Origin of the sequence: Nocardia farcinica (assembly GCF_001182745.1) — a bacterium.
In the GTDB taxonomy this organism is placed as follows: Bacteria; Actinomycetota; Actinomycetes; order Mycobacteriales; family Mycobacteriaceae; genus Nocardia; species Nocardia farcinica.
Genome location: NZ_LN868939.1, coordinates 1,517,097 through 1,538,182, shown reverse-complemented (window position 1 = coordinate 1,538,182; position 21,086 = coordinate 1,517,097). Strand labels below are relative to the sequence as shown.

The 21,086-nt window shown below is 68.3% G+C and carries 22 protein-coding genes, 1 pseudogene and 1 riboswitch; of the genes and pseudogenes, 12 read left to right on the top strand and 11 right to left on the bottom strand.

Annotated elements, in window-relative coordinates:
• Positions 1–43: 43 nt before the first annotated feature.
• Positions 44–1,681 carry a glucose-6-phosphate isomerase gene (gene pgi, locus AMO33_RS23825; protein ID WP_060595121.1) on the top strand — a complete coding sequence of 546 codons (1,638 nt, stop codon included), beginning with the start codon at positions 44–46 and terminating at the stop codon, positions 1,679–1,681.
• 3 nt (positions 1,682–1,684) lie between these two features.
• Here pgi and AMO33_RS23820 read toward each other — a convergent pair whose 3' ends face one another.
• Positions 1,685–2,209, bottom strand: coding sequence for a potassium channel family protein (locus tag AMO33_RS23820; protein WP_060594356.1), 525 nt, complete (start codon positions 2,207–2,209; stop codon positions 1,685–1,687).
• 57 nt (positions 2,210–2,266) lie between these two features.
• Complete coding sequence (locus tag AMO33_RS23815) at positions 2,267–2,944, bottom strand: nucleoside/nucleotide kinase family protein (RefSeq protein WP_062954201.1); 678 nt, start codon at positions 2,942–2,944, stop codon at positions 2,267–2,269.
• A gap of 247 nt (positions 2,945–3,191) precedes the next feature.
• On the opposite strand from AMO33_RS23815, the gene AMO33_RS23810 reads away from it, so the two are divergent.
• Positions 3,192–3,740, top strand: a complete 549-nt coding sequence (locus AMO33_RS23810; RefSeq protein WP_076574130.1) for a DUF3558 domain-containing protein — start codon at positions 3,192–3,194, stop codon at positions 3,738–3,740.
• Between the two features lie 21 nt (positions 3,741–3,761).
• Positions 3,762–4,163 carry a hypothetical protein gene (locus AMO33_RS23805; protein ID WP_060594354.1) on the top strand — a complete coding sequence of 134 codons (402 nt, stop codon included), beginning with the start codon at positions 3,762–3,764 and terminating at the stop codon, positions 4,161–4,163.
• 88 nt (positions 4,164–4,251) lie between these two features.
• Here AMO33_RS23805 and AMO33_RS23800 read toward each other — a convergent pair.
• From AMO33_RS23800 to prpD, 4 genes and pseudogenes are all read right to left on the bottom strand, one after another.
• Positions 4,252–4,566 (bottom strand): annotated as a pseudogene (locus AMO33_RS23800) (DNA alkylation response protein); the annotation flags it as partial.
• A 55-nt stretch (positions 4,567–4,621) separates the two neighbouring features.
• Entirely contained in the window at positions 4,622–5,746 is a 1,125-nt protein-coding gene (locus AMO33_RS23795) for a bifunctional 2-methylcitrate synthase/citrate synthase (protein WP_060594352.1), read from the bottom strand.
• Positions 5,746–6,660 carry a methylisocitrate lyase gene (gene prpB, locus AMO33_RS23790; protein ID WP_060594351.1) on the bottom strand — a complete coding sequence of 305 codons (915 nt, stop codon included), beginning with the start codon at positions 6,658–6,660 and terminating at the stop codon, positions 5,746–5,748. The genes AMO33_RS23795 and prpB overlap by 1 nt, the downstream gene beginning before the upstream one ends.
• Positions 6,660–8,162, bottom strand: a complete 1,503-nt coding sequence (gene prpD, locus AMO33_RS23785; RefSeq protein WP_060594350.1) for a 2-methylcitrate dehydratase PrpD — start codon at positions 8,160–8,162, stop codon at positions 6,660–6,662. Before prpD ends, prpB begins: the two co-directional genes overlap by 1 nt.
• Positions 8,163–8,317: 155 nt before the next feature.
• On the opposite strand from prpD, the gene AMO33_RS23780 reads away from it, so the two are divergent.
• Both AMO33_RS23780 and metE read left to right on the top strand, forming a co-directional pair.
• The gene (locus tag AMO33_RS23780; protein WP_060594349.1) at positions 8,318–9,754 is read left to right on the top strand and encodes a short-chain fatty acyl-CoA regulator family protein; all 1,437 of its coding nucleotides are present in this window, start codon (positions 8,318–8,320) and stop codon (positions 9,752–9,754) included.
• Between the two features lie 346 nt (positions 9,755–10,100).
• A riboswitch (cobalamin riboswitch) is annotated at positions 10,101–10,302 on the top strand.
• 168 nt (positions 10,303–10,470) lie between these two features.
• On the top strand, positions 10,471–12,741 hold the full coding sequence (gene metE, locus AMO33_RS23775) for a 5-methyltetrahydropteroyltriglutamate--homocysteine S-methyltransferase (protein ID WP_082668855.1): 2,271 nt from the start codon (positions 10,471–10,473) through the stop codon (positions 12,739–12,741).
• 116 nt (positions 12,742–12,857) lie between these two features.
• Here metE and AMO33_RS31150 read toward each other — a convergent pair whose 3' ends face one another.
• Both AMO33_RS31150 and AMO33_RS31145 read right to left on the bottom strand, forming a co-directional pair.
• A complete protein-coding gene (locus AMO33_RS31150; RefSeq protein ID WP_060594347.1) occupies positions 12,858–13,214 on the bottom strand; it encodes a DUF397 domain-containing protein in 357 nt (118 codons plus the stop codon).
• Positions 13,211–14,080 (bottom strand): helix-turn-helix domain-containing protein, encoded by an 870-nt coding sequence (locus AMO33_RS31145; RefSeq protein WP_060594346.1) that lies wholly within the window; start codon positions 14,078–14,080, stop codon positions 13,211–13,213. Before AMO33_RS31145 ends, AMO33_RS31150 begins: the two co-directional genes overlap by 4 nt.
• A 158-nt stretch (positions 14,081–14,238) precedes the next feature.
• On the opposite strand from AMO33_RS31145, the gene AMO33_RS30620 reads away from it, so the two are divergent.
• The 5 genes from AMO33_RS30620 (at position 14,239) to AMO33_RS23745 (ending at position 15,854) form a co-directional block, all read left to right on the top strand.
• Entirely contained in the window at positions 14,239–14,520 is a 282-nt protein-coding gene (locus AMO33_RS30620; protein WP_076574132.1) for a hypothetical protein, read from the top strand.
• 95 nt (positions 14,521–14,615) lie between these two features.
• Positions 14,616–14,987, top strand: a complete 372-nt coding sequence (locus tag AMO33_RS23760; protein WP_107103150.1) for a DUF4254 domain-containing protein — start codon at positions 14,616–14,618, stop codon at positions 14,985–14,987.
• A gap of 15 nt (positions 14,988–15,002) precedes the next feature.
• Positions 15,003–15,209, top strand: a complete 207-nt coding sequence (locus tag AMO33_RS23755) for a hypothetical protein (RefSeq protein WP_060594344.1) — start codon at positions 15,003–15,005, stop codon at positions 15,207–15,209.
• A complete protein-coding gene (locus tag AMO33_RS23750) occupies positions 15,206–15,385 on the top strand; it encodes a hypothetical protein (protein ID WP_041560432.1) in 180 nt (59 codons plus the stop codon). The genes AMO33_RS23755 and AMO33_RS23750 overlap by 4 nt, the downstream gene beginning before the upstream one ends.
• A gap of 52 nt (positions 15,386–15,437) precedes the next feature.
• On the top strand, positions 15,438–15,854 hold the full coding sequence (locus AMO33_RS23745) for an ankyrin repeat domain-containing protein (protein WP_060594342.1): 417 nt from the start codon (positions 15,438–15,440) through the stop codon (positions 15,852–15,854).
• Between the two features lie 78 nt (positions 15,855–15,932).
• Here AMO33_RS23745 and AMO33_RS23740 read toward each other — a convergent pair whose 3' ends face one another.
• Together AMO33_RS23740 and AMO33_RS23735 are read right to left on the bottom strand one after the other, a co-directional pair.
• Positions 15,933–17,555: an acyl-CoA dehydrogenase family protein gene (locus tag AMO33_RS23740; protein WP_060594341.1), complete on the bottom strand. Its 1,623-nt coding sequence runs from the start codon at positions 17,553–17,555 to the stop codon at positions 15,933–15,935.
• A complete protein-coding gene (locus AMO33_RS23735) occupies positions 17,542–18,192 on the bottom strand; it encodes a TetR/AcrR family transcriptional regulator (RefSeq protein WP_060594340.1) in 651 nt (216 codons plus the stop codon). The genes AMO33_RS23740 and AMO33_RS23735 overlap by 14 nt, the downstream gene beginning before the upstream one ends.
• Before the next feature lie 110 nt (positions 18,193–18,302).
• Here AMO33_RS23735 and AMO33_RS23730 point away from each other — a divergent pair, with 110 nt between their 5' ends.
• On the top strand, positions 18,303–19,064 hold the full coding sequence (locus tag AMO33_RS23730; protein WP_060595118.1) for a crotonase/enoyl-CoA hydratase family protein: 762 nt from the start codon (positions 18,303–18,305) through the stop codon (positions 19,062–19,064).
• Positions 19,065–19,117: 53 nt separating this feature from the next.
• Positions 19,118–20,389: a hypothetical protein gene (locus AMO33_RS23725; RefSeq protein WP_060595119.1), complete on the top strand. Its 1,272-nt coding sequence runs from the start codon at positions 19,118–19,120 to the stop codon at positions 20,387–20,389.
• Between the two features lie 18 nt (positions 20,390–20,407).
• On the opposite strand, the gene AMO33_RS23720 is transcribed toward AMO33_RS23725, so the two are convergent.
• Complete coding sequence (locus AMO33_RS23720; RefSeq protein ID WP_060594339.1) at positions 20,408–21,085, bottom strand: pyridoxamine 5'-phosphate oxidase family protein; 678 nt, start codon at positions 21,083–21,085, stop codon at positions 20,408–20,410.
• Position 21,086: the final 1 nt, after the last annotated feature.

Sequence of the window (21,086 nt, the reverse complement as noted above, 5' to 3'; positions counted from 1 at the left end):
GTTGCCCGTGCACGCCGCCGCGCCGGTGAGTACCCTCGCGGACGTGAGCAGCGACATCACCGCATCGGCGGCATGGCGGAAACTGCACGATCATCACGGCGCCCTCGCCCAGCGGCACCTGAGAGAGATCTTCGCCGAGGACCCGGAGCGCGGACGTGAGCTGACCCTCCAGGTCGCCGACCTGCACATCGACTACAGCAAACATCGCGCGACCCGCGAAACCCTGCAACTGCTGGTCGAATTGGCGCGCGAGGCCGGAGTGGAGGCCCACCGCGACGCGATGTTCGCGGGCGAGCACATCAACACCTCCGAGGACCGTGCCGTCGGCCATGTCGCGCTCCGGCTGCCTGCCGGCCGGACCATGACCATCGACGGCGCCGACGCGGGCGCCCAGGTCCACGAAGTCCTGCGCCGGATGGGCGAATTCACCGACGCGCTGCGCTCGGGGCAGTGGCGGGGCGCGACCGGCGAACGCATCGAGACCGTGGTCAACATCGGCATCGGCGGCTCCGACCTCGGCCCGGTGATGGTGCACCAGGCGCTGCGCCACTACGCCGACGCCGGGATCACCGCCCGGTTCGTCTCCAACGTCGACCCGGCCGACCTGGTCGCCGAGCTCGCCGGCCTGAATCCGGCGACCACGCTGTTCATCGTCGCCTCCAAGACCTTCTCCACCCTCGAGACCCTCACCAACGCCACCGCCGCCCGCCGCTGGCTGGTCGCCGCGCTCGGCGAGGACGCGGTCGCCAAACATTTCGTGGCGGTGTCCACCAACGCCGAGCGGGTGTCGGCCTTCGGCATCGACACCGCCAACATGTTCGGCTTCTGGGACTGGGTCGGCGGCCGCTACTCGGTGGATTCGGCGATCGGCCTGTCGGTGATGGCCACCATCGGCAAGGAGCGCTTCGCGGAGTTCCTGGCCGGAATGCACGCCGTGGACACGCATTTCGCGACCGCGCCGCTCGAGGCCAACGCCCCGGTGCTGCTCGGCCTGCTCGGCATCTGGTACGCGAACTTCTTCGGCGCGGAATCACGTGCGGTACTGCCGTATTCCAACGATCTCGCGCGCTTCCCGGCCTATCTGCAACAGTTGACGATGGAGTCCAACGGCAAGTCGGTGCGCGCCGACGGCACCCCCGTCACCACCGCCACCGGCGAGATCTTCTGGGGCGAGCCGGGCACCAACGGCCAGCACGCCTTCTACCAGCTGCTGCACCAGGGCACCCGGCTGATCCCCGCCGACTTCATCGGCTTCGCCCGCCCCACCGACGACCTGCCGACCGCCGACGGCACCGGCAGCATGCACGACGTGCTGATGAGCAACCTGTTCGCCCAGACCAAGGTGCTCGCCTTCGGCAAAACGGCCGAGGAGATCGCCGCCGAGGGCACCGCACCGAACCTGGTGCCGCACAAGGTGATGCCCGGCAACCGCCCGAGCACCACCATCCTCGCCCCGCAACTGACCCCCGCGGTGGTCGGCCAGCTGATCGCGCTCTACGAACACCAGGTCTTCGTGGAGGGCGTCATCTGGGGCATCGACAGTTTCGACCAGTGGGGTGTGGAACTCGGCAAACAGCAGGCGCTGGCGCTGGCGCCGCTGCTCACCGCCGCCGAGGACCCCGCCCCGCAGGACGACTCCTCCACCGACGCACTGATCCGCTGGTACCGGGCCCACCGCTGACCGTCATTCGCGCGGCCGGTCGGCATCGAGCCTGCGCATGATCGTCGTGGTCATCACCGCGAGCAGCGTGCCGATGACCACGAGGTCGAACACGATCTGCACCATCACCGCGACCCGCGCGGCCTGCCCGACCGCGTGGATGTCGCCGAAGCCGACCGTGCCGAGGGTGACGATCGTGTAGTAGAGCGCGTCGGTGCGCGTCTCCAGTCCCGCGAACTGTCCCGGATCGTGCACCTCGAGCCGGTAGTAGAACAGCGCGAAGAACACGATCACCACCATGAGCACCAGCAGGATGCCGTCGACCTGCCGCCCCGGCCCCTCCGGCGCGGCGAGGTAGCGCCGCAGCTGGCGTGCCGCCAGCCAGACCGTCCCGCCGAGCCCGGCCAGGAACGCGACCAGCCCGAACACCCGGGTGAGCACCGGGGTGTCGGTGCCCCAATCCAGCGGCAGGCCGTAGTACAGCAGCAGCGCACAGAGCAGGGCCGCGCCGTTGTGCAGCACGCGGGCGCGGGTGCGGGTCGAGGTCATTCGTTCATGATCTGCCTTTCCGGCACCGATCGGTGGTGTACGCGCCGGTTCCGCCGGTCAGGCGCGGACGTAGCGGCCGTCGCGTTCCCGGAGCACCAGATCGGCGCGCCGCCGGGTCCCGGCGACGAGACGGGCGTTGCGCAGGTCGCTGTCGGTCACCTTGCGGTGCGCGGCCGCGGGCGAGCGCCCGCCGTCGAGGTGGCGCCGGATCAGCCGGGGGGTGAGGACGCTCGGGTCGGCGTCGAGATACCAGCAGGCGTCGAGGAGGTTGCGGACCTCGTGCCAGGCGCCGAGCGCGGGATCGTCCACGAGGAGGTAGTTGCCCTCGGTGACGGCGATGCGTTCGGTCGTGAACACGACGCCCGCGGGAGTGGGCTCGTCGAGGGCACGGTCGAAGGTCGGCCATGTGACTTCGTGGCCGAGCGAGGTGTCCCGCAGGCGCTCCAGGTTCGCCACGTAGCCTTCGCTGTCGAAGGTGTCCGGTTCGCCCTTGTTCGGCAGCCTGCCCATTTCCCGCAGGCGGACGTTGGGGAGGTGGTAGCCGTCCATGGGGGCTTCGGCGGCGATGTTCGCACCGGCCAGCTCGTTCAGCTCGTGGCACAGGGCTTTCGCGAGAGTCGATTTCCCCGCGCCGGGTGGGCCGGCGATGCCGAGCAGGTAGCGGCGGTCGAGCCGCTGCGCTCGGGCCGACACATCGCGTGCCAGCGCAGCCGGTGAGATCTCGTCGTCGCCCACGGCGTCAGCGTATCGAGAGATTCGGGCTTCTGTTGCCCTCGAGATTTCGACCCGGGGGCAGGCTCCGCGGACCAGCTCGCACCGCGACGGTGCGGAAACACCCGTGCGCCTGCCTGCACGCTCCCTGCCGTCTCGCGAGTCCGCGGAAACCACAGCGGGATGAAGGCCAGCCCGAGCACAGGGCGACCACGGCGGTGTGAACACCGCACGTTATATGTTGACTGTGCTGTCGACATAGGGAGGGGACATGCACATCACGGCGACCGTCGCCCGCACCGTAATTGCCGTTGCCACGCTTCTCGGTCTGGTCACCGGCTGCGGAACAGTCGACCTCGGCGGCACCCGACCGGGCACCCCCACCCCGGCAGAGCCTGAGATGGACAACCTGCTCGACCCCTGCACCGACATCCCCGACGAATGGCTCATCGAGCTCGGACTCGACCCGTCCACGGAACGCAACATCGTCAACCCGGACAAGGTCTCGTCGTGGCGGATCTGCGGGTGGGAACCGTCGGTCTTCAGCTACCGCATGGACCTGCTGTCGACCAGCCACACCATCGAGGACACTCGCAAGAATCCCAATGTCGAGATCATTCGCGAGATAACCATCGGGGGTCGGCAGGGACTCGTGAACACGAACAAGATCGAAGGTGGTGACGTCTGCTACGTCAGCCTGCCTGCCGAACAAGGAATGTTCGAGATTGCGGTCGGATGGTTCGACAGCAGGCCCATTCGAGAATCGTGCGATCTGGCGATCGAACACGCGATCACACTCGAACCACACCTACCGAAATAACCGAGTCTTACGGGGGACGACATGGCGGACACCGAATCACATTTGCAGCAGTGGCGAACTCTCAAAGAACAGGGCATCAACGGCGAGTTCAGGCTCGACACCGAGATCGGCCAAGCCTTACACGACCGTTGCGAGGCACTCCGGCAACAACTGTTGTACATCAGGCGCGATGCCCAGCAGCTGGACCGTCTCTCCGGCTACGGCGGGCTCCCTTCCGCCAACGAACTGCGAGTGAAGTTCGAGCAGAAGGCGACCGGCGGCGCACCCCACGATCCCAACGACAACGCCCTCGCCCGCATCGACCAGCACATCGAGATCGTCACCACCATGCGCGACGCCTACCTGGCCGCGATCGGTCAACTCCAGGCAGTAGACGAGGAGTCCAGCCGCACGCTGACCGCCCAGGGCGACGAAATCAACTGATCGTCACCACATCCCCGAACTCACGCCAGTTCCCCCTCGTGCCAGCGGCCCGACACCGACCCCACAGGTAGCCGGCGACATCAGCCCCTCACTCCACGAACGCGCGCTCGATGATCGATTCGGTGTCGACCCCGGTCGGCAATGTCCCGAACGCGATTCCCCAGTCATCCCCCAATCGGGTGGCGCAGAAGGCGTCGGCCACCGCGCGGTGTCCGTGCCGCACCAGCTGGGCGCCTTGCAGGACCAGGGCCATGAGTTCGACCACGCGCCGGGCCCGGTATTCGATGTCGGACAGGTCGGCGAGTTCCTTGCCGACGCGGTCGATGGCGTCGTCGAGGCGGGGGTTGTCGCCGCGGGACTTGTTCACCTCGTCGAAGTAGGCCGCGACGGTGTCGGGTTGACGTGCCGCGCCGAGGAACGGGTACGGCCCGCACCGGTGAGTACGGTCGGGATGCCGCTCAGGTGCCGACGGCGCGCTGCGGCACGCCAGCGTACTCGCTGAGCGGCCGGATGAGCGCGTTGGCCGCACCTTGTTCGATGACGTGAGCGGTCCAGCCAGTGATGCGGCTCATCACGAAAATCGGGGTGAACACCTCGATATCGAAGCCGAGCAGGAAATACGCGGGGCCGGTCGGGAAATCGAGGTTCGGCTTGATGCCGGTGGCCTCGATCATGGTGTGCTCGAGGATCTCGTACATCTGGACCCACTTGCCACCGCCGGTGGCCGCGGCTATATCCAGCAACGCGTTCTTCATTGTCGGCACGCGGGAGTCACCGTTCTTGTAGACCCGGTGCCCGAAGCCCATCACCTTTTCCTTGTTCGCCAGCTTGTTTCGTAACCACTGCTCGGCCCGCGCGGGATCGCCGATCTCGAGCATGTCACGCATGACCGCCTCGTTGGCACCACCGTGCAACGGACCCTTCAACGCGCCGATGGCCGCGGTGACCGCACTGTAGATATCGGCCAGGGTCGAGGTCACGACCCGAGCGGCGAAGGTGGAAGCGTTGAAACCATGCTCGGCGTAGAGGATCAGCGAAACCTCGAATGCCTTCACAAGCTCCGGCGCTGGAACTCTCCCGAAGCACATGTTCAGGAAATTCTCGGCGAACCCGAGATGGGAGTGTGGCTCGATGGGGTCCAGGCCACGGCGGCGACGGTGATCGGCAGCCACAATCGTGGGTAGCACGGCCAGCATCTGTAGCGACTTGGCCAGGTTGGCCTTGGAGGAATTGTCTTCCTCGGCAGGGTCCTCGGCGCCGAGATAGCTGATCGCGGTGCGCACGACATCCATCGGATGGCAGTTGTCGGGCAGCTTCGCGATCAACGACAGCAACGAACGATTAGCCCGTCGTGCCGCCCGTTCCCGTTGGGTGAATAGGGCCAGTTGGGAATCTGTGGGCAGCTCGCCGTGCCAGAGCAGGTAGGCGACCTGTTCGAAGGAGCAGATCGCCGCCAGGTCCTGTACGGGATAGCCGCGGTAGGTCAGCGAGTTCGTCTCGGGGACCACCTGGGAGATCGAGGTGGTGTCGACGACGACGCCGGCGAGGCCTTTGTAGATGGTGGGCACAGCGATGTCGGTCATCACTGATTCCTTCCGAGGGTGAAATTGAAGATGGCGGAATCGAATTCGTTGTAGCGCTCGTACTGCAGCAGCTCGTAGAGCCGGCTGCGATGTTGCATCCGATCCAGCAGACCGGACTGGGTGCCCTGCTCGAAGATCTCCCGCAGGCCGGCCTCGGCGGCGAATATCGCCAACCGCAGCGTCGATACCGGGTAGATCACGGCGTTGTAGCCGATCTTCTCCAGCGTGGCGGCCGGAATCAGCTCGGACTTGCCGAACTCGGTCATGTTCGCCAGCAGCGGGATGTCCACCGCGGCGCGGAACTTCTCGAAGTCGGCCGGGGTGTGCAGGGCTTCGGTGAAGATCAGATCCGCTCCCGCCGCGACGTAGGCCTGTGCCCGCTCGATCGCCGCGTCGATGCCTTCGATGCCCGCGGCATCGGTGCGAGCGCAGATGACGAAGCTCGGATCGCGGCGAGCCGCGACCGCTGCCCGCAGGCGCCGCACCATTTCCTCGACGGGGACTACGGTCTTGCCGTCGAGATGCCCACACCTCTTCGGGTTGACCTGGTCCTCGAAGTGGGCTCCGGCGATGCCTGCGTCCTCGAGGAAGGTGACGGTGCGTGCGGCGCTCATCGGTTCGCCGAAGCCGGTGTCGGCGTCGATGAGCACCGGTAGATCGGTGACGCGGGCGATCTGGCGGCCGCGCTCGGTGACCTCGCTGAGCGTGGTGAGCCCGATATCGGGCAGGGCGAGGTCGGCGGAGACCACCGCGCCGGAGACGTAGACGCCTTCGAAGCCGATCTCCTGGATCAGCCTGGCCACCAACGGGCTGAACGCGCCCGGGATGCGCTGGATCCGGTCTGATGCCAGGCCCGCCCGGAATGCAAGACGCTTGTCGGAGACCGAGGTCGACGCTGCCAGCAGGCCGGTCATCAGAACAGCCCCTTCGGCAGCTTCGGCGCGCGGGCCAAGACCTCTTCGGAGACCGTGAAGTTCAGCTGACCCAGCTCCTCGGCCGTCAGCTCCGGGGTTCGCTGGGCGACGTCGAGGAACCGATCCTGCTCGGCCTGCTCGATTACGCCTTCGGCTAGGGTGCGGAACTTCGCGATATACTGCTCCCGCGTGAACGGACGGGCGCCCAACGGATGCGCATCGGCGACAGCCAGCTCGTCGACGATCACTTCGCCGCTCTTCAAGGTGATTTCGGCCCGGGCGCCGAAGGCTTTCTCGTTCGGGTCGGTCGAGTGGTAGCGACGAGTCCACTCCGGATCCTCGGCAGTGGAGATCTTGCGCCACAGCTCGATCGTGTCGGGCCGCTGTGCGCGCTCGGGAGCGTAGGAGCGCTCGTGGTGCCAGGTTCCGTCCTGCAGGGCAACCGCAAAAATATACATGAGCGAGTGATCGAGGGTTTCGCGCGAGGCCTGGGGATCGAACTTCTGCGGATCGTTCGAGCCGGTGCCGATCACGTGATGCGTGTGGTGGCTGGTGTGCAGCACGACGGTCGCGATCTGATCCAGATCACCGACTCGCTCGCGCAGGCGGAACGCCAGGTCGATCGGCGCTTGGCTCTGGTACTCGGCCGAGTGCTCCTTGGTGTAGGTGTCGAGGATGCCGCGCTTGGCCTCGCCCGGCGCCGGCAACGGCACCGAGTACTCGGCATTCGGGCCGCCGAGCAGCCACGCGATGACACCGTCTTCGCCCTCCCAGATCGGCGAGGGGGCGCCCTCACCGCGCATCGCGCGATCGACCGCCTCGACGGCCATCTTTCCGGCGAAGGCAGGCGCGTAGGCCTTCCAGCTCGAGATTTCACCCTTGCGGGACTGGCGTGTAGCGGTCGTGGTGTGCAGAGCCTGTCCGATCGCCTGGTAGATGGTCTCGGCGTCGAGACCGAGCAGAGTGCCGATACCTGCGGCGGCCGAGGGGCCGAGGTGGGCGACGTGGTCGATCTTGTGCTCATGCAGGCAGATCGCACGTACCAGGTCGACCTGGATCTCGTAGCCGGTGGCCAGGCCACGGATCAGGTCCGCGCCATTGCGACCGGAGTGTTGGGCGACGGCGAGAATCGAAGCGATGTTGTCGCCCGGGTGTGAGTACTCCGCGGCCAGGAAGGTGTCGTGGAAGTCGAGTTCGCGGACCGCGACTCCGTTGGCCCAGGCGGCCCATTCCGGGGAGAACCGGCCCGGCACGCCGAATACGGTCGCGCCCGGGCGGTAGGTGTGGGCCAAGGCTTGGGCGCGAGCGTTGGCGACCGGTCGGCGGGTGATCGAGGCCGCGGCGACCGAGGCGTTGTCGATGATGCGGTTGACAATCATCTCCTCGGTGTCGGCCGGAACCTCCACGGCATCGGTGGCTACCTCGGCGATCCGCCACGCCAAGTGCTCCTCACGAGGGAAGTCCTCGGCAGAGCGGTGGGTACGGACAAGATGGTGCTTCACAGCGCTGGCCTCCCGGACGTCAAATATTCACCGATACCGTTCGCACGTTACACAGTTCGATTTGCGGGCAAAATGCCTCGCAGATGCCGAAATATGTGGAAGATCGCCGGCAAATCTGTGAAAGTTGCGAATGGTGCGCGTGATAGATTCGGGTCATGCAGAAGATGTTCGCGGGCGCGCGGCTGCGCGCACTGCGCGACCAGCGCGGGCTGTCGCAGACCGCGCTGGCAAAACTGCTCGGGCTATCGGTGAGCTATGTCAATCAGCTCGAGAACGATCAGCGTCCGCTGACCGTCCAGGTGCTGCTCAAACTCAATGCCGCCTTCGATCTGGACATGGGCTTCTTCGCTACCGACACCGACGCACGACTGCTGGCCGATCTCCATGAGGTGTTCATCGAGGATCCCGATGCCGCGGGCATCAGCAATGCCGAACTCGAGGATCTCACCACGCGGGTCCCGGCCGCCGCGCATCTGCTGGTGAACTTGCATCGCAGACTGCGCAGCGCGACGCAGCAGCTCGAGCAGATCTCCGCTGGTCTCGAGGCTCCAGCCGCGAGTGCCACGGCGGTGACTCCGTACGAGGACGTGCGCGACTTCTTCTACGACCATCGCAACCACATACCCGAGCTCGACTCCGCCGCGGAATCGATGTTTCAGGACAATCGGCTCAGCATCGGCGGGTTGGACCTGCAGCTGACCCGCCTGTTGCACGAGCGCCACGGCATCACCGTCACGATTCGCTCCGACGATCCGACCGATCCCGGCCCCAAGCGTGTCTACGATCCCGCAGCGCGCCACATCGCGCTCGCACGACGACTCTCAGCCGGTCAGCGCGCATTCCAGCTCGCGACCCAGCTGGCGTTCCTGACGCACAACCACACCATCGACGCGATCACCGCCATGTCGAATCTGCCCACCGCATCACGCGACCTGTTGCGCATCGGCCTGGCCAACTATTTCGCCGGAGCGCTCATCCTGCCCTACAACAGGTTCCGTAATGCCGCCGAAGATCTGCGCTACGACATCGAGTTGCTGTCATCGATGTTCGAGGTCGGTTTCGAGACCGTTTGTCACCGCCTGTCGACATTGCAGCGGACCGGACAGCGCGGTGTGCCGTTCTTCTTCGTGCGTATCGACCGGGCCGGCAACATCTCCAAACGCCAGTCCGCCACCGCGTTCCACTTCTCCCGGGTCGGCGGCAGCTGCCCGCTGTGGGTCGTCCACGACGCCTTCGCAACCCCGGGGCGAATCCGCACCCAGATCGCCCAGATGCCCGACGGCCGCAAGTACCTGTGGCTGGCCCGCACCACCGACGAGAACACTCCCGGATTCCTCGCCGCCAAGCGCAATTTCGCGATCGGACTCGGCTGCGACCTCGCCTACGCCGAGAAACTGGTGTACTCCCAAGGACTCCCGCTCCACGATGACCCCACCGCGGTCCCGATCGGCGCGGGCTGCAAGGTGTGCGAACGCCCGAACTGCGCACAACGAGCCTTCCCACAGCTCGGGCGGGCCATCCGCGTCGACGACAACCTCGCTGCGAACATCCCTTACGCCCCCGCCGACTCACCCACTGAAACCCGGCGCTGACCGTCCACCCCGATCGCCTGCGCGCGGTGGCGCGCTCGCGAGCGGGTTCGCCGACCACCAGCCGCGACGCGCCCGGCACAGCGGGCGAATCCTCGGTCTTGCGGGCATCGGCTGGGGACCCTCGCTGCCACCGCAGATGCCCGCGCCCCCGATCGCCACCCCGTCCGCTCGATCCAGCCTTACCCGCCCCCGGCTCCCCACCGGTCCGCCGAGGAGCAGAACCGGCTGATCGGTGCAGCGATCGGCGGGCCGACTACCGGTAGGCCTCAGCACGCGGTCGGGCTGGACTAGAATGGTGACCGCAGCTGGTTCACGTTCACCGTGCAGAGTCGGAGCCCCGAACTCCAGTGATCGTGTCGAAGCCGGCCCGGGACACCGGACCGGTGAGAGGGAACCCGGTGGGAATCCGGGACTGTCCCGCAGCGGTGAGTGGGAACGACCGCCGTCATGGAGCACTGGGCGCCTGCCTGGGAAGCGACGGCCACTAGGTCGGCCGAATCAGGCCGGTGCCCATGAGTCCGAAGACCTGCCCGCTGTGCCGGACACGCCGTGCCCGGCGGCCTCCGCCTCGAGGATTGGGCGCATGGACCGATATTCCACCGCCCCGCCAGGAGACCCTGGAAACGGGCGCGCGAGCTTGCCTCGCACGTACCTCACGGTCGGATTTCGGCGCTGCGCACGACAGGCGATGGCCATCCGCATCTACACCGGAGACGATCAACGTGGCTGTTTCGCCCACCCCCTTCACCGCCACGGTTCTCGGACTGCCCCGCGTCGGGCCGAACCGGGAACTCAAGCGCGCCATCGAGGCCTACTGGGCCGGCAAGGCCGACGCCGAGCACCTGCACACCGTCGCGCGTGAACTGCGCGATACCCACCTGGGCCTGCTCGCCGCCGCGGGGCTGGATTCCATCCCGGTCGGCACCTTTTCCTACTACGACCAGGTCCTCGACACCGCGGTCCTGCTCGGTGCGCTGCCTCCGCGCGTCGCCGAAATCATCGATCCACTCGATCGCTACTTCGCCGCGGCCCGCGGCACCGACACGATCGCCCCGCTCGAGATGACGAAATGGTTCGATACCAACTACCACTACATCGTTCCCGAGATCGACGCCCGAACGCAGTTCTCACTGAACCCGGCGAAGCTGTTCTCCGAACTCGCCGAAGCCGATGAACTCGGCATCCCGGCCCGGCCCGTCGTCATCGGGCCACTGACCTTCCTGAAACTGTCCAAGCACGCCGAAGGCGGCGCGTTGGACCGCCTCGCCGAGCTTCTCCCGCTCTACCGCGAGCTGCTGTCGCGGCTCGCGGCGGCGGGTGTCACCTGGGTCCAGATCGACGAGCCGATCCTGGTCACCGATCTCACCGACGCCGAACTGGCCGCCGTGCGCGCCACCTACACCGAACTCGCCTCGGGCACCGACCGGCCCGCGATCCTGATCGCCACCTATTTCGGGCACACCGACGCGGCACTCGCCGAGATCGCGGCGACGCCGGTCGACGCGGTCGCGCTCGACTTCACCGCGGGCACCACCGTCGAGGCGGTGGCCTCGGTCCCGGCCTTGACCCACAAGCTGCTGGTGGCCGGCGTGGTCGATGGCCGCAACGTCTGGCGCACCGACCTCGACGCCACTCTGAGCACCCTGGGCTCGCTGCTCGGCAGCGCAGCCTCGGTCGCGGTATCGACCTCCTGCTCGCTGCTGCACGTTCCCTACTCACTGACCCCGGAAACCGCGCTCGACGACCGGCTGCGTTCGTGGCTCGCCTTCGGCGCCGAAAAGGTCGACGAAGTCCGGCTGCTGGCCACCGCTTTGACCCAGGGCACCGACGTCGTCGCCGACGAACTGCGCGCCGCCCGCGACGCCGCCGAGTCCCGCCGCACAGATCCGCGCCTGCACAACGCCACCGTCCGGGCACGTCTGGCGGCACTGGCACCCACCGACCTCGAACGCGCACCGGCCGACGAACGTCGCGCCAAGCAGCGTGCTCACCTCGACCTGCCGCTGCTGCCCACCACCACCATCGGCTCCTTCCCGCAGACCTCGACGATCCGCCTGGCTCGCGCCGCACTGCGCAAGAGCGAGATCGACCACGCCGAGTACGTAGCCCGTATGCGGAGGGAGATCGACGAGGTGATCGCGCTGCAGGAACGTCTGGGCCTGGACGTGCTCGTCCACGGCGAACCCGAGCGCAACGACATGGTCCAGTACTTCGCAGAGCTGCTCGACGGCTTCGCCACGACCGACAACGGGTGGGTGCAATCCTACGGAACGCGCTGCGTGCGCCCGCCGATCCTCTTCGGTGATGTCACCCGCCCGACCCCGATGACGACCGACTGGATCGGCTACGCGCAGTCACGCACCAGCAAGCCGGTCAAGGGCATGCTCACCGGCCCGGTCACCATCCTCGCGTGGTCTTTCGTCCGCGACGACCAGCCCCTGGGCGAATCCGCTCGCCAGGTCGCCCTCGCCATCCGCGACGAAGTCACCGACCTCGAAGCAGGCGGCGCCCGCATCATTCAGGTCGACGAACCCGCGCTGCGCGAACTGCTTCCACTGCGCGCGGCCGAGCGACCGGCCTATCTGGCGTGGTCGGTCGATTCGTTCCGCCTGGCGACCGCCGGCGTCGCCGACACCACGCAGATCCACACTCACCTGTGCTACTCCGAGTTCGGTGAAGTCATCGGCGCGATCGCCGCGCTCGATGCTGACGTCACCTCCATCGAAGCGGCTCGCTCTCACATGGAAGTCCTCGACGATCTCAACGCCGCCGGTTTCGATCTCGGCGTAGGACCTGGCGTCTACGACATCCACTCGCCGCGCGTGCCTTCGATCGAGGAGATCGTCGCGTCGCTACAGTCAGCGCTGAAAGCGGTTCCGGCCGAACGGTTGTGGGTCAATCCCGACTGCGGCTTGAAGACCCGTGGCCCGGTTGAGGTGGAAGCCTCGCTACGCAACCTCGTCGCCGCGGCGGCAGCCCTGCGTTGATCCGATCGTAGCTGTTCGGGTGCCGGCACTCGGATCCACCGGAGTCGGCATCGAACAGCTGCGCAACCGCTGGCCAGGGGCCAGCGGCGGGCGCGCTGCAACCGCACCGCCCGCCGCTACGCCGCGGCGAACTCCCCCACCGCAATGCCCGAGGTGAAAGCAATCCACTCGGCATCGGTGAAATGCAGCGATACCCCGCCGAGCGACACCACCACACCGCGCGCACCCCGCACGATCACCGGCAGCCCAGGCTCCGGCGCGACGCCCGGATCGACCGCATAGGCGAGAAACGCACCCCACCGCATCGCCGAAATCTCGATGACCGGCTGCCGCGCCGGATCGTTCCCCGGATCCCGCAGATACTTGCTGTCGCGGATGAGCACCGCATCCCCGGAAAACCGAACCTCCACGCAGTTGGCGGCTTCCTTCGAGAAGCTGGACTTGAACCACGTGCTGGTCGTGCCGGTACTCATGCCAACGATGTTAGCGTACGTACCGCTTGGTCGATCAGGTCGAGAGACCGCCCCTGGTCCGGCATGGCCGCAAAGACGTTGTTGTAGACATAGTTGAGATTGCGGGCTTGAACCGGGTCTTCGACGAGTGCTCCGAACAGCGCGTTTTCGAACCACGCCACGGTAGGGAGCCAGCAGCTCTCGAAATCCAGCAGGTAGACGTTGCCGCTCAGCGCCGCACATTCCGGGGCACCCAGCGGGATGACCCGGACGTCGACGGTGTCCGGATGCGCTTCGATCAAAGACTTGATGTGCCGAAGCTGGGCGATCTGCACTTTCGGCCCCCACGGATGCTGAAGTAGGACCGCTTCGGTGAGCATCGCCGTGAAGTGAACAGCGTCGGGGCCGTCCAACCGTTTCTGGCGGCGCATTCGCGCTTCCACGTACTTGTCGGCCTCCACCGCCGACCGCACACCATACGGCGACGTCATCAGAGCTCGCATGTAGTCGGGAGCCTGCAGCATCGCAGGCACGATGACGCCTTCGTGAACTCGAATCCGCTGAGCGCCGTGTTCGAGACCGTAGAGACGCAGCAGTTCGTCGCCGAAGAGTGCCGCGTACTTATTCCACCAGCCGGGTTCCTTTGCCTCGGCGCGCAGAGCAAGCAGTTCCGCTCGCTGATCCGCCGGAAAGTCCAGGTGCTCGATCAGCTTGTGCATCTTCTCTTCACTGAGGACGCTGCGGCCGGTCACGACGTGCGACCAGTACGCGGGCGTGAACCCGATGGCCTTGCACAGGGCCGGGACCTTGATGCTCAGCTCGTCGAGCCGCTGCTTGAAGCGGACAGCGAGTTCCCAACGAGCAACAGTCGGGGATGACGGAGCCATGCCGATCCTCTTTCGCGAGTACAGACAAGCGGGCGCAACAGTACCAGCACAGCCAGCTCGGCGATTAACGACAACTTATAACGTTGTCTAGTATACGATACTGACAAGCGGTACCGCCGGCTCGCCCACATCGTTCATTCGAAGGGGGAACGAGAACCATGTCTGTGCAGGTGGTCAACAGCTCGCGGATTCTCAGCGATCGTTGCGAGCATCAAGCGAGAGCGGTTGGTGGAGGTCGGTGGGTGGTGTCGTTCCTACCGGGCCGCACCCTTACGCTCGAGCAGGCCGTCTCCGCAGTCCAGCTCGCCGAATTCACCTGGAGTGCAGCAGAACTCGCACATGCGCTCGGTTTGACGGCGCGCGAGGCCGTGCACTTCGCCCTGACCGAACCCGGATGGCCGGCATGCTTCTTCCGTGACGGCGAGGGGCGTGCACGGTGAGCCGGCCTGATCCCCGCGCTGATCCGCTCCCGCCCAAGGAACTCGTCCTCGAGGCGTGCAGTGGCCGCCTCGGCAGCGAGCATCCGGTGCTGCGGATGGCGCTCGAGCTGGCACGTCTCCACGCCACGGCGGAGCGGGCAGTCGATGCCAGGGACCTACTCCACCGTCGAATGGCATTGATCCGTGGGATCGACCGCTGGCTGGCCTGCCAACTCCCACCCGCCCGCGGCGGCGCGCACCTGCACACCGAATCGGTCGGCACCGTGATCGATCGCCTCGCCCGCTACAGCTCGTCGGCGCGCAGTGCGCTGGTGTTCGACGATGCACCGGTCGAACGTCACTACGCCTGGCGCCGGTTGGCGGAACTGGCCGTCGGCTATGCGGATCTCTCCCACGAGGTCAGCACCGGCGTGCGCCGGGTCCCCGACCTCGGCAACCTTCGCCTGATCGGATCCGACCAGACCTGAACCGACCACCCACGAGTGACACGGCCATCGACCATCGACTCCATCGCCGGAGGCTGCAACGTGCTCAACGACCTGCCGCGGCGCGAGCCCGGACAATCCCGCATCCCCCCGCCGAAACATCCCGTGACGACTCCCCCCGCCCCCGACCTGGTCGTGCTGACCCGTTTCGCCACGGCACTGCGGCAATGGCGCGACGACCCGGGCCGGGGCAGGGCGGAATGAGCGACCACCCGCGCGCCGCTCGGCTGCGCTTCCTGATGGCCCGTGCCCGCCGCGGCGGATACCAACTCATCGCCTATCCGGCGGGTGGCGGGTGGGCGCTGGTCGACATCTACGATGGCGAGCGCCTGTTCGAGTGCGCTTCGCTCAGCGACGTCGAACGGTTTCTGCGCGAATAGGCCCGGAGACCCGTACCGCAACCGGTGAACGGACCAAGAACGGAGCAAGCTGATGAGGCACCGCGATGAGTTCGGGCGCGTCGGCCTGCATTACGCCGCCCGGGACGGTGACCTCACGCTCATCACCCAGCTCCTGCAGGCCGGCGAGGATGTCGACGTGCGGGATGGGGAGGGTTGGACACCACTGCATTTCGCCGCCCAGGAAGCGGATCCCGCCGCGATCGCACTCCTGCTCGACGCCGGCGCCGACGTGGATGCCGTGACCGCGAACGGCATGCCCGCGATATACTGGGCTGCCACGGCGGCGAGCGGCGATCCGATCGCCTCGATACGAGTGCTCCGCGCTGCGGCGGCCGACCCGACCGCTGAGACCATCCAGTCCTATTTCGGTTTGCGCAGCGCGCTGCACTACATCCGCGATTTCACGAATCGCCCCGAGATCGCCGCCGAATTCGCTGATCTGGCGTGAACGACACCATCCGGCCGACACTTGCCACATGCCGGCCGTAGCGCAGGCCACCGGTTGCGGCGTTGGCTCGAGGACGAGTCACTCCACGAACGCGCGCTCGATGATCGATTCGGTGTCGACCCCGGTCGGCAATGTCCCGAACGCGATTCCCCAGTCATCCCCCAATCGGGTGGCGCAGAAGGCGTCGGCCACCGCGCGGTGTCCGTGCCGCACCAGCTGGGCGCCTTGCAGGACCAGGGCCATGAGTTCGACCACGCGCCGGGCCCGGTATTCGATGTCGGACAGGTCGGCGAGTTCCTTGCCGACGCGGTCGATGGCGTCGTCGAGGCGGGGGTTGTCACCGCGGGACTTGTTCACCTCGTCGAAGTAGGCCGCGACGGTGTCGGGTTGGCGACCCATGGCGCGCAGGGCGTCGAGGGCGGCGACGTTGCCGGAGCCTTCCCAGATCGACATCAGCGGGGACTCGCGGTAGAGCCGGGGCATGCCGGATTCTTCGGCGTAGCCGTTGCCGCCGAGGCATTCGAGGGCTTCGGCGGTGAGCATGGGGGCGCGCTTGCACACCCAGTACTTGGTGACGGCGAGGGCGATGCGGCGCAGGTTCGCTTCGGCGGGGTCGTGGGCGGCGCGATCGGTGGCGCCGGCCAGCCGTATCATGACGGTGGTGGCGGCGTCGGATTCGATCACCAGGTCGGCGAGGACGTTGCGCATGGCGGGCTGGTCGATCAGCTTGGCGCCGAACGCTTCCCGGTGCCGGGCGTGGTGCACGGCGTGGACGGTCGCCTGGCGCATGTTGGTGGCCGAACCGATGACGCAGTCCAGGCGGGTCATGTTGACCATTTCGATGATGGTCTTCACGCCGTGGCCTTCGGGGCCGACGAGCCAGCCGGTGGCGTTCTCGTATTCGATCTCCGACGAGGCGTTGGACTTGTTGCCGAGCTTGTCCTTGAGGCGCTGGATGCGGATGGGGTTGCGGGTGCCGTCGGGCAGCACGCGCGGCAGCAGGAAGCAGGACAGGCCGCCGGGGGCTTGCGCCAGGGTGAGGAACATGTCCGACATCGGCGCGGAGGTGAACCACTTGTGGCCGACGATGCGGTAGGTGCCGTCGGGCTGCGGTGTCGCGGTGGTGGTGTTGGCGCGCACGTCGGAGCCGCCCTGCTTCTCCGTCATCGACATGCCCGCGATGAGTCCGGCCTTGCCGGTGGGCTCGCGCAGGCCGAAATCGTAGACGCGGGAGCCGAGCAGCGGCTCGTACTTGGCGGCCAGCTCGGGGTTGTGGCGCAGGGCGGGCACGGCGGCGTAGGTCATCGAGATGGGACACATGTGACCGGCGTCGGCGGCGCCCCAGGTGTAGAACTTGGCGGCGCGGGCGACGTGCGCGCCGGGGCGTTCGTCGAGCCAGGGGGCGGCGTGCAGGCCGTGGCCGACGGCGACCGTCATGAGTTCGTGCCAGTACGGGTGGAATTCGACTTCGTCGATGCGATGGCCGTAGCGGTCGTGGGTGTGCAGGACCGGCGGGTACTCGTTGGCGAGCCTGCCCCAGTCCTGCGCGCGCTCACCGCCGGCGAGCGCGCCGAGCTCGCGCACCTCGGCCTCGGCCCAGCCCGCGCCCTCGCGGTGCAGGCCCTCGAGCAGCGCGGGATTGCGCGACACGTCGAAGGGCACGATGTTCGGGACCTGGTTGAAGACCTCATGAGTCTGCATCGGACACTCCTGTTTCCGGCGCGGTCATGGCCGCGCGAGCCCGCTCCGGCACACCGAGTGCGCGCCGGGCGAAGGTGACGAGTTGGGGCACGACGGATTCGCTGTGCGGGGCGTCGGCCAGCGGGCCGACGAGCACCTCACCGATCGCGCCGACCAGGGCGGCGGCGGTGGTGCGGGCGTCCTGGCCGGGAAGCTCGCCGGCGGCGACGCCGTCGGACACGGCGGCGGCGAACGCGTCGGCGAAGGCGCGGCGGAAGCGCAGGCGCTCGGCGTCGACCACCGCGTCGACCGGTTCGGCCAGCAGCACGTAGGCCAGTTTCGGGTTCTTCAGGGCGCGGCAGGCGAAGGTCTCCACCGCGGCGACCACCCGCTCGACGGCGCCGCCCTCGGCCGCGGCGGCGGCGACCGCGTCCACCTCGCGGGCGACCACGGCCCGGAACACGGCGGTGACCAGCTCGGCCTTGCCGGCGAAGTGCTTGTAGACGGTGCCGGTGGCCACGCCGGCATTGGCCGCGACCGCCGCCATCGACAGTCCCGCGAAGCCCGCCTCCGACAGCACCCTGGTCGCGGCCTGCACGATCTGGCCGGCCTGGGCGTCGAGCCTGGCCTGCACGGCGGGGGTTCTGCGATACGGCACACAAGAAGTGAATCAGAGCTTCACTTCTTCACGCAAGGGGTCGTGCGGGACGGGTCCGCGCGGTTATCGTCGACGGGATGAGCCGGAGCGAGGACGTCGAACGGGGTGCCATGAGCGTGCGGGTGGAGAAGAACGGGCCGGTCACCACGGTGATCCTGGATCGCCCGCAGGCGCGCAACGCCGTGGACGGGCCGACCGCCGCCGCGCTGGCCGCGGCCTTCCGCGAGTTCGACGCCGACCCCGAGGCCGCCGCGGCGGTGCTGTGGGGCGCGGGCGGAACGTTCTGCGCGGGGGCGGATCTCAAATCGCTCGGGACGGAACGATCCAATCGGGCCGAGGAGGACGGGGACGGGCCGATGGGGCCGACCCGGATGGTGTTGAGCAAGCCGGTGATCGCGGCGATCTCCGGCTATGCCGTGGCGGGCGGGCTGGAGCTGGCGCTCTGGTGCGATCTGCGGGTGGCCGAGGAGGACAGCACGCTCGGGGTGTTCTGCCGCCGCTGGGGTGTGCCGCTGATCGACGGCGGCACCGTGCGGCTGCCCCGGCTGATCGGCGCGAGCCGCGCGATGGATCTGGTGCTCACCGGTCGCGCCGTCGACGCCGCGGAAGCACTGGCGATGGGCCTGGTCAATCGGGTGGTGCCGGCCGGGCAGGCGCGCACGGCCGCCGAGCAGCTGGCCGCCGAGCTGGCCGCGCTACCGCAGACCTGCCTGCGCTCGGATCGGATGTCGTTGCTGGAACAGCAGGGCATGGACGAACAGGACGCGCTACGCAACGAGTTCCGGCACGGGCTGCGAGCCCTGGCCGACGGTGCACTGGAGGGGGCACAGCGCTTCGCCGCGGGCGCGGGCAGGCACGGCGCGCGGGCGTGAGGTCCGCGCGGCTCGGCGTCGTCGACGAGATCTTCCTGCGAACCCATCGCGGGATGGGCACTCCCATTGCGCTGCAAGGACTCTGGCGCACCGCCGACCCGGTGGACCCCGTCCTGCTGGAGCGGGTGCACGCGGCGCTGGCCGTGGGCGAGCTGGGGCGGCGCGTGGTCCGTCCGCGGGTGCCGGGGGCCCGCCGGGGTTGGCGCCGAAATGTGCGCGCCCATCCGCTCGTGCTGGAACCGCGTCCCGTCGCGGACCTGCTCGGATGGGCCGACGGGCAGGGGTTCGACCTGGACCCGGAGTTCGGGCCGGGTTGGCGGTTGGCGGCCGCGCCGCTGCCCGACGGCGGCACCGTCGTGGCGTTGACGTGCTCGCACGCGTTGGCGGACGCGCGGGGGCTGGTGATCGCGGTGGACCGGGCGCTGGCGCGGGCACACGTCCCGGCGGACGGGAACGACCTGGGCGCGGCGCCCGCGACCCCGAGCAGCAGCCGCGCGGACACCGCCGACGCGGCGGCGGAGTGGGCCGACGCGCTGCATCAGTGGACGACGGTCATCGGCGGGACGGCCCGCGCGGCACTGTCGGCGCTGCGACCGGGCCGGCGGGGCGCACCGGGCGGCGACCGGCATCGGGGCGGCGCACCGCAGCGGTGCCGGCCGGACACGGGAAACGTGGTGGCACACCCGGTGCACAGCGTGGTCGCCGCCGTCGACGCCGCGACGTGGGACCGGGTGGCCGCGGAAACAGGCGGGACGGCCAACAGCCTGTTCATCCACCTCGTCGCCCAGGTGCTCTTGGCCTCCGGCTTTCCCCGCGACGAGCTGACGGCGAGCCTGCCCGTGGACACGCGCGACGAGCCACGCGTCACCAACGATCTGGCGATGACCTCGATCGTCGTGCGTCGCTCCGATACCCCGGCATCCGTGCGGGCGAAGGCGCGCGCCGCCTACGAGCGCCGAATGACGGCACCGGCCGGCCTGCCGGAGGAGATCCTCCAGGTGGTGCCGGACCGGGTCGCGCACGCGATGGCGCGCGGCGCCGGTGAACGCGACATCCTGTGCTCCAACATCGGCGACCTGCCCGACTCGCTGCTGACGCTCGGCGAAAGCCGGTGCACCGGTGTGGCGGCGCGCGCCATCCACCCCGGGCTGGACGCGCGCACCCGGCCGCGCACCCGCCTGTCCGGTTACCTGTGCCGGATCGGCGGCGACTACACGCTGTGTCTGGTCGCCCTCGACCCACCGGGGATCGACTCCCCGGCGGCCCTGCGCGACGCGGCGGTGCGGGTCGGCGCGGAACTCCGCCTACCGCTGCGCTTCTGGTGAGCCACCGGGCCGGCCCGCTCACCCCACCGCCACCGCCCCGCGTCCGAGCACGGACGGTGGCACCGGCACCCCCGCCGCCAGATCCGCGCTCGGTACCGGTGCGTCGAACACCTGCCGCATCGGCAGCACCCCGGCCCACACGCCACCCGCGGCGATGTCGTCCGCGTCGTCGCGTGGATCGCCGGTGCGCACCTTCACCGACGCCTCGGTGAGATCCACGGCCAGGACGAGGGTGGCGGCCATCTCCTTGCGGCTCGGCGGACGTACCCGGTCCCAGGAGCCGGGCGCGGTGTGCTCGACGATGCGGCGCAACGCGTCCAGGCGCGCCGCGTGGTCGGTCACCTCGACGGCGCGGCCACGGATCACCGCCGAGCGGTAGTTGGCCGAGAAGTGCATGGCCGAACGGGCGTAGACGACACCGTCGACGTGGGTGACGGCGACCGACACCTCGGCGTCGCGGGCGGCGCGCAGGTTGCCCGCGCCGGTCGAGCCGTGCAGGTAGAGGAAGGCGCCGTCGTGGCCGTAGACGGTCGGTAGCACCAGCGGACTGCCGTCGAGCACGACGCCAAGGTGGCAGACGAACCCGGCGTCGAGCACCGCGTCGAGAGCGGCGCGGTCGGTACGGGCGCGCTCCTTCAGCCGGGTGGGTGTGCTGCGCGGGGTGGGTGAGAGCGGCGGGCGGGCGGTGGCGTCCATG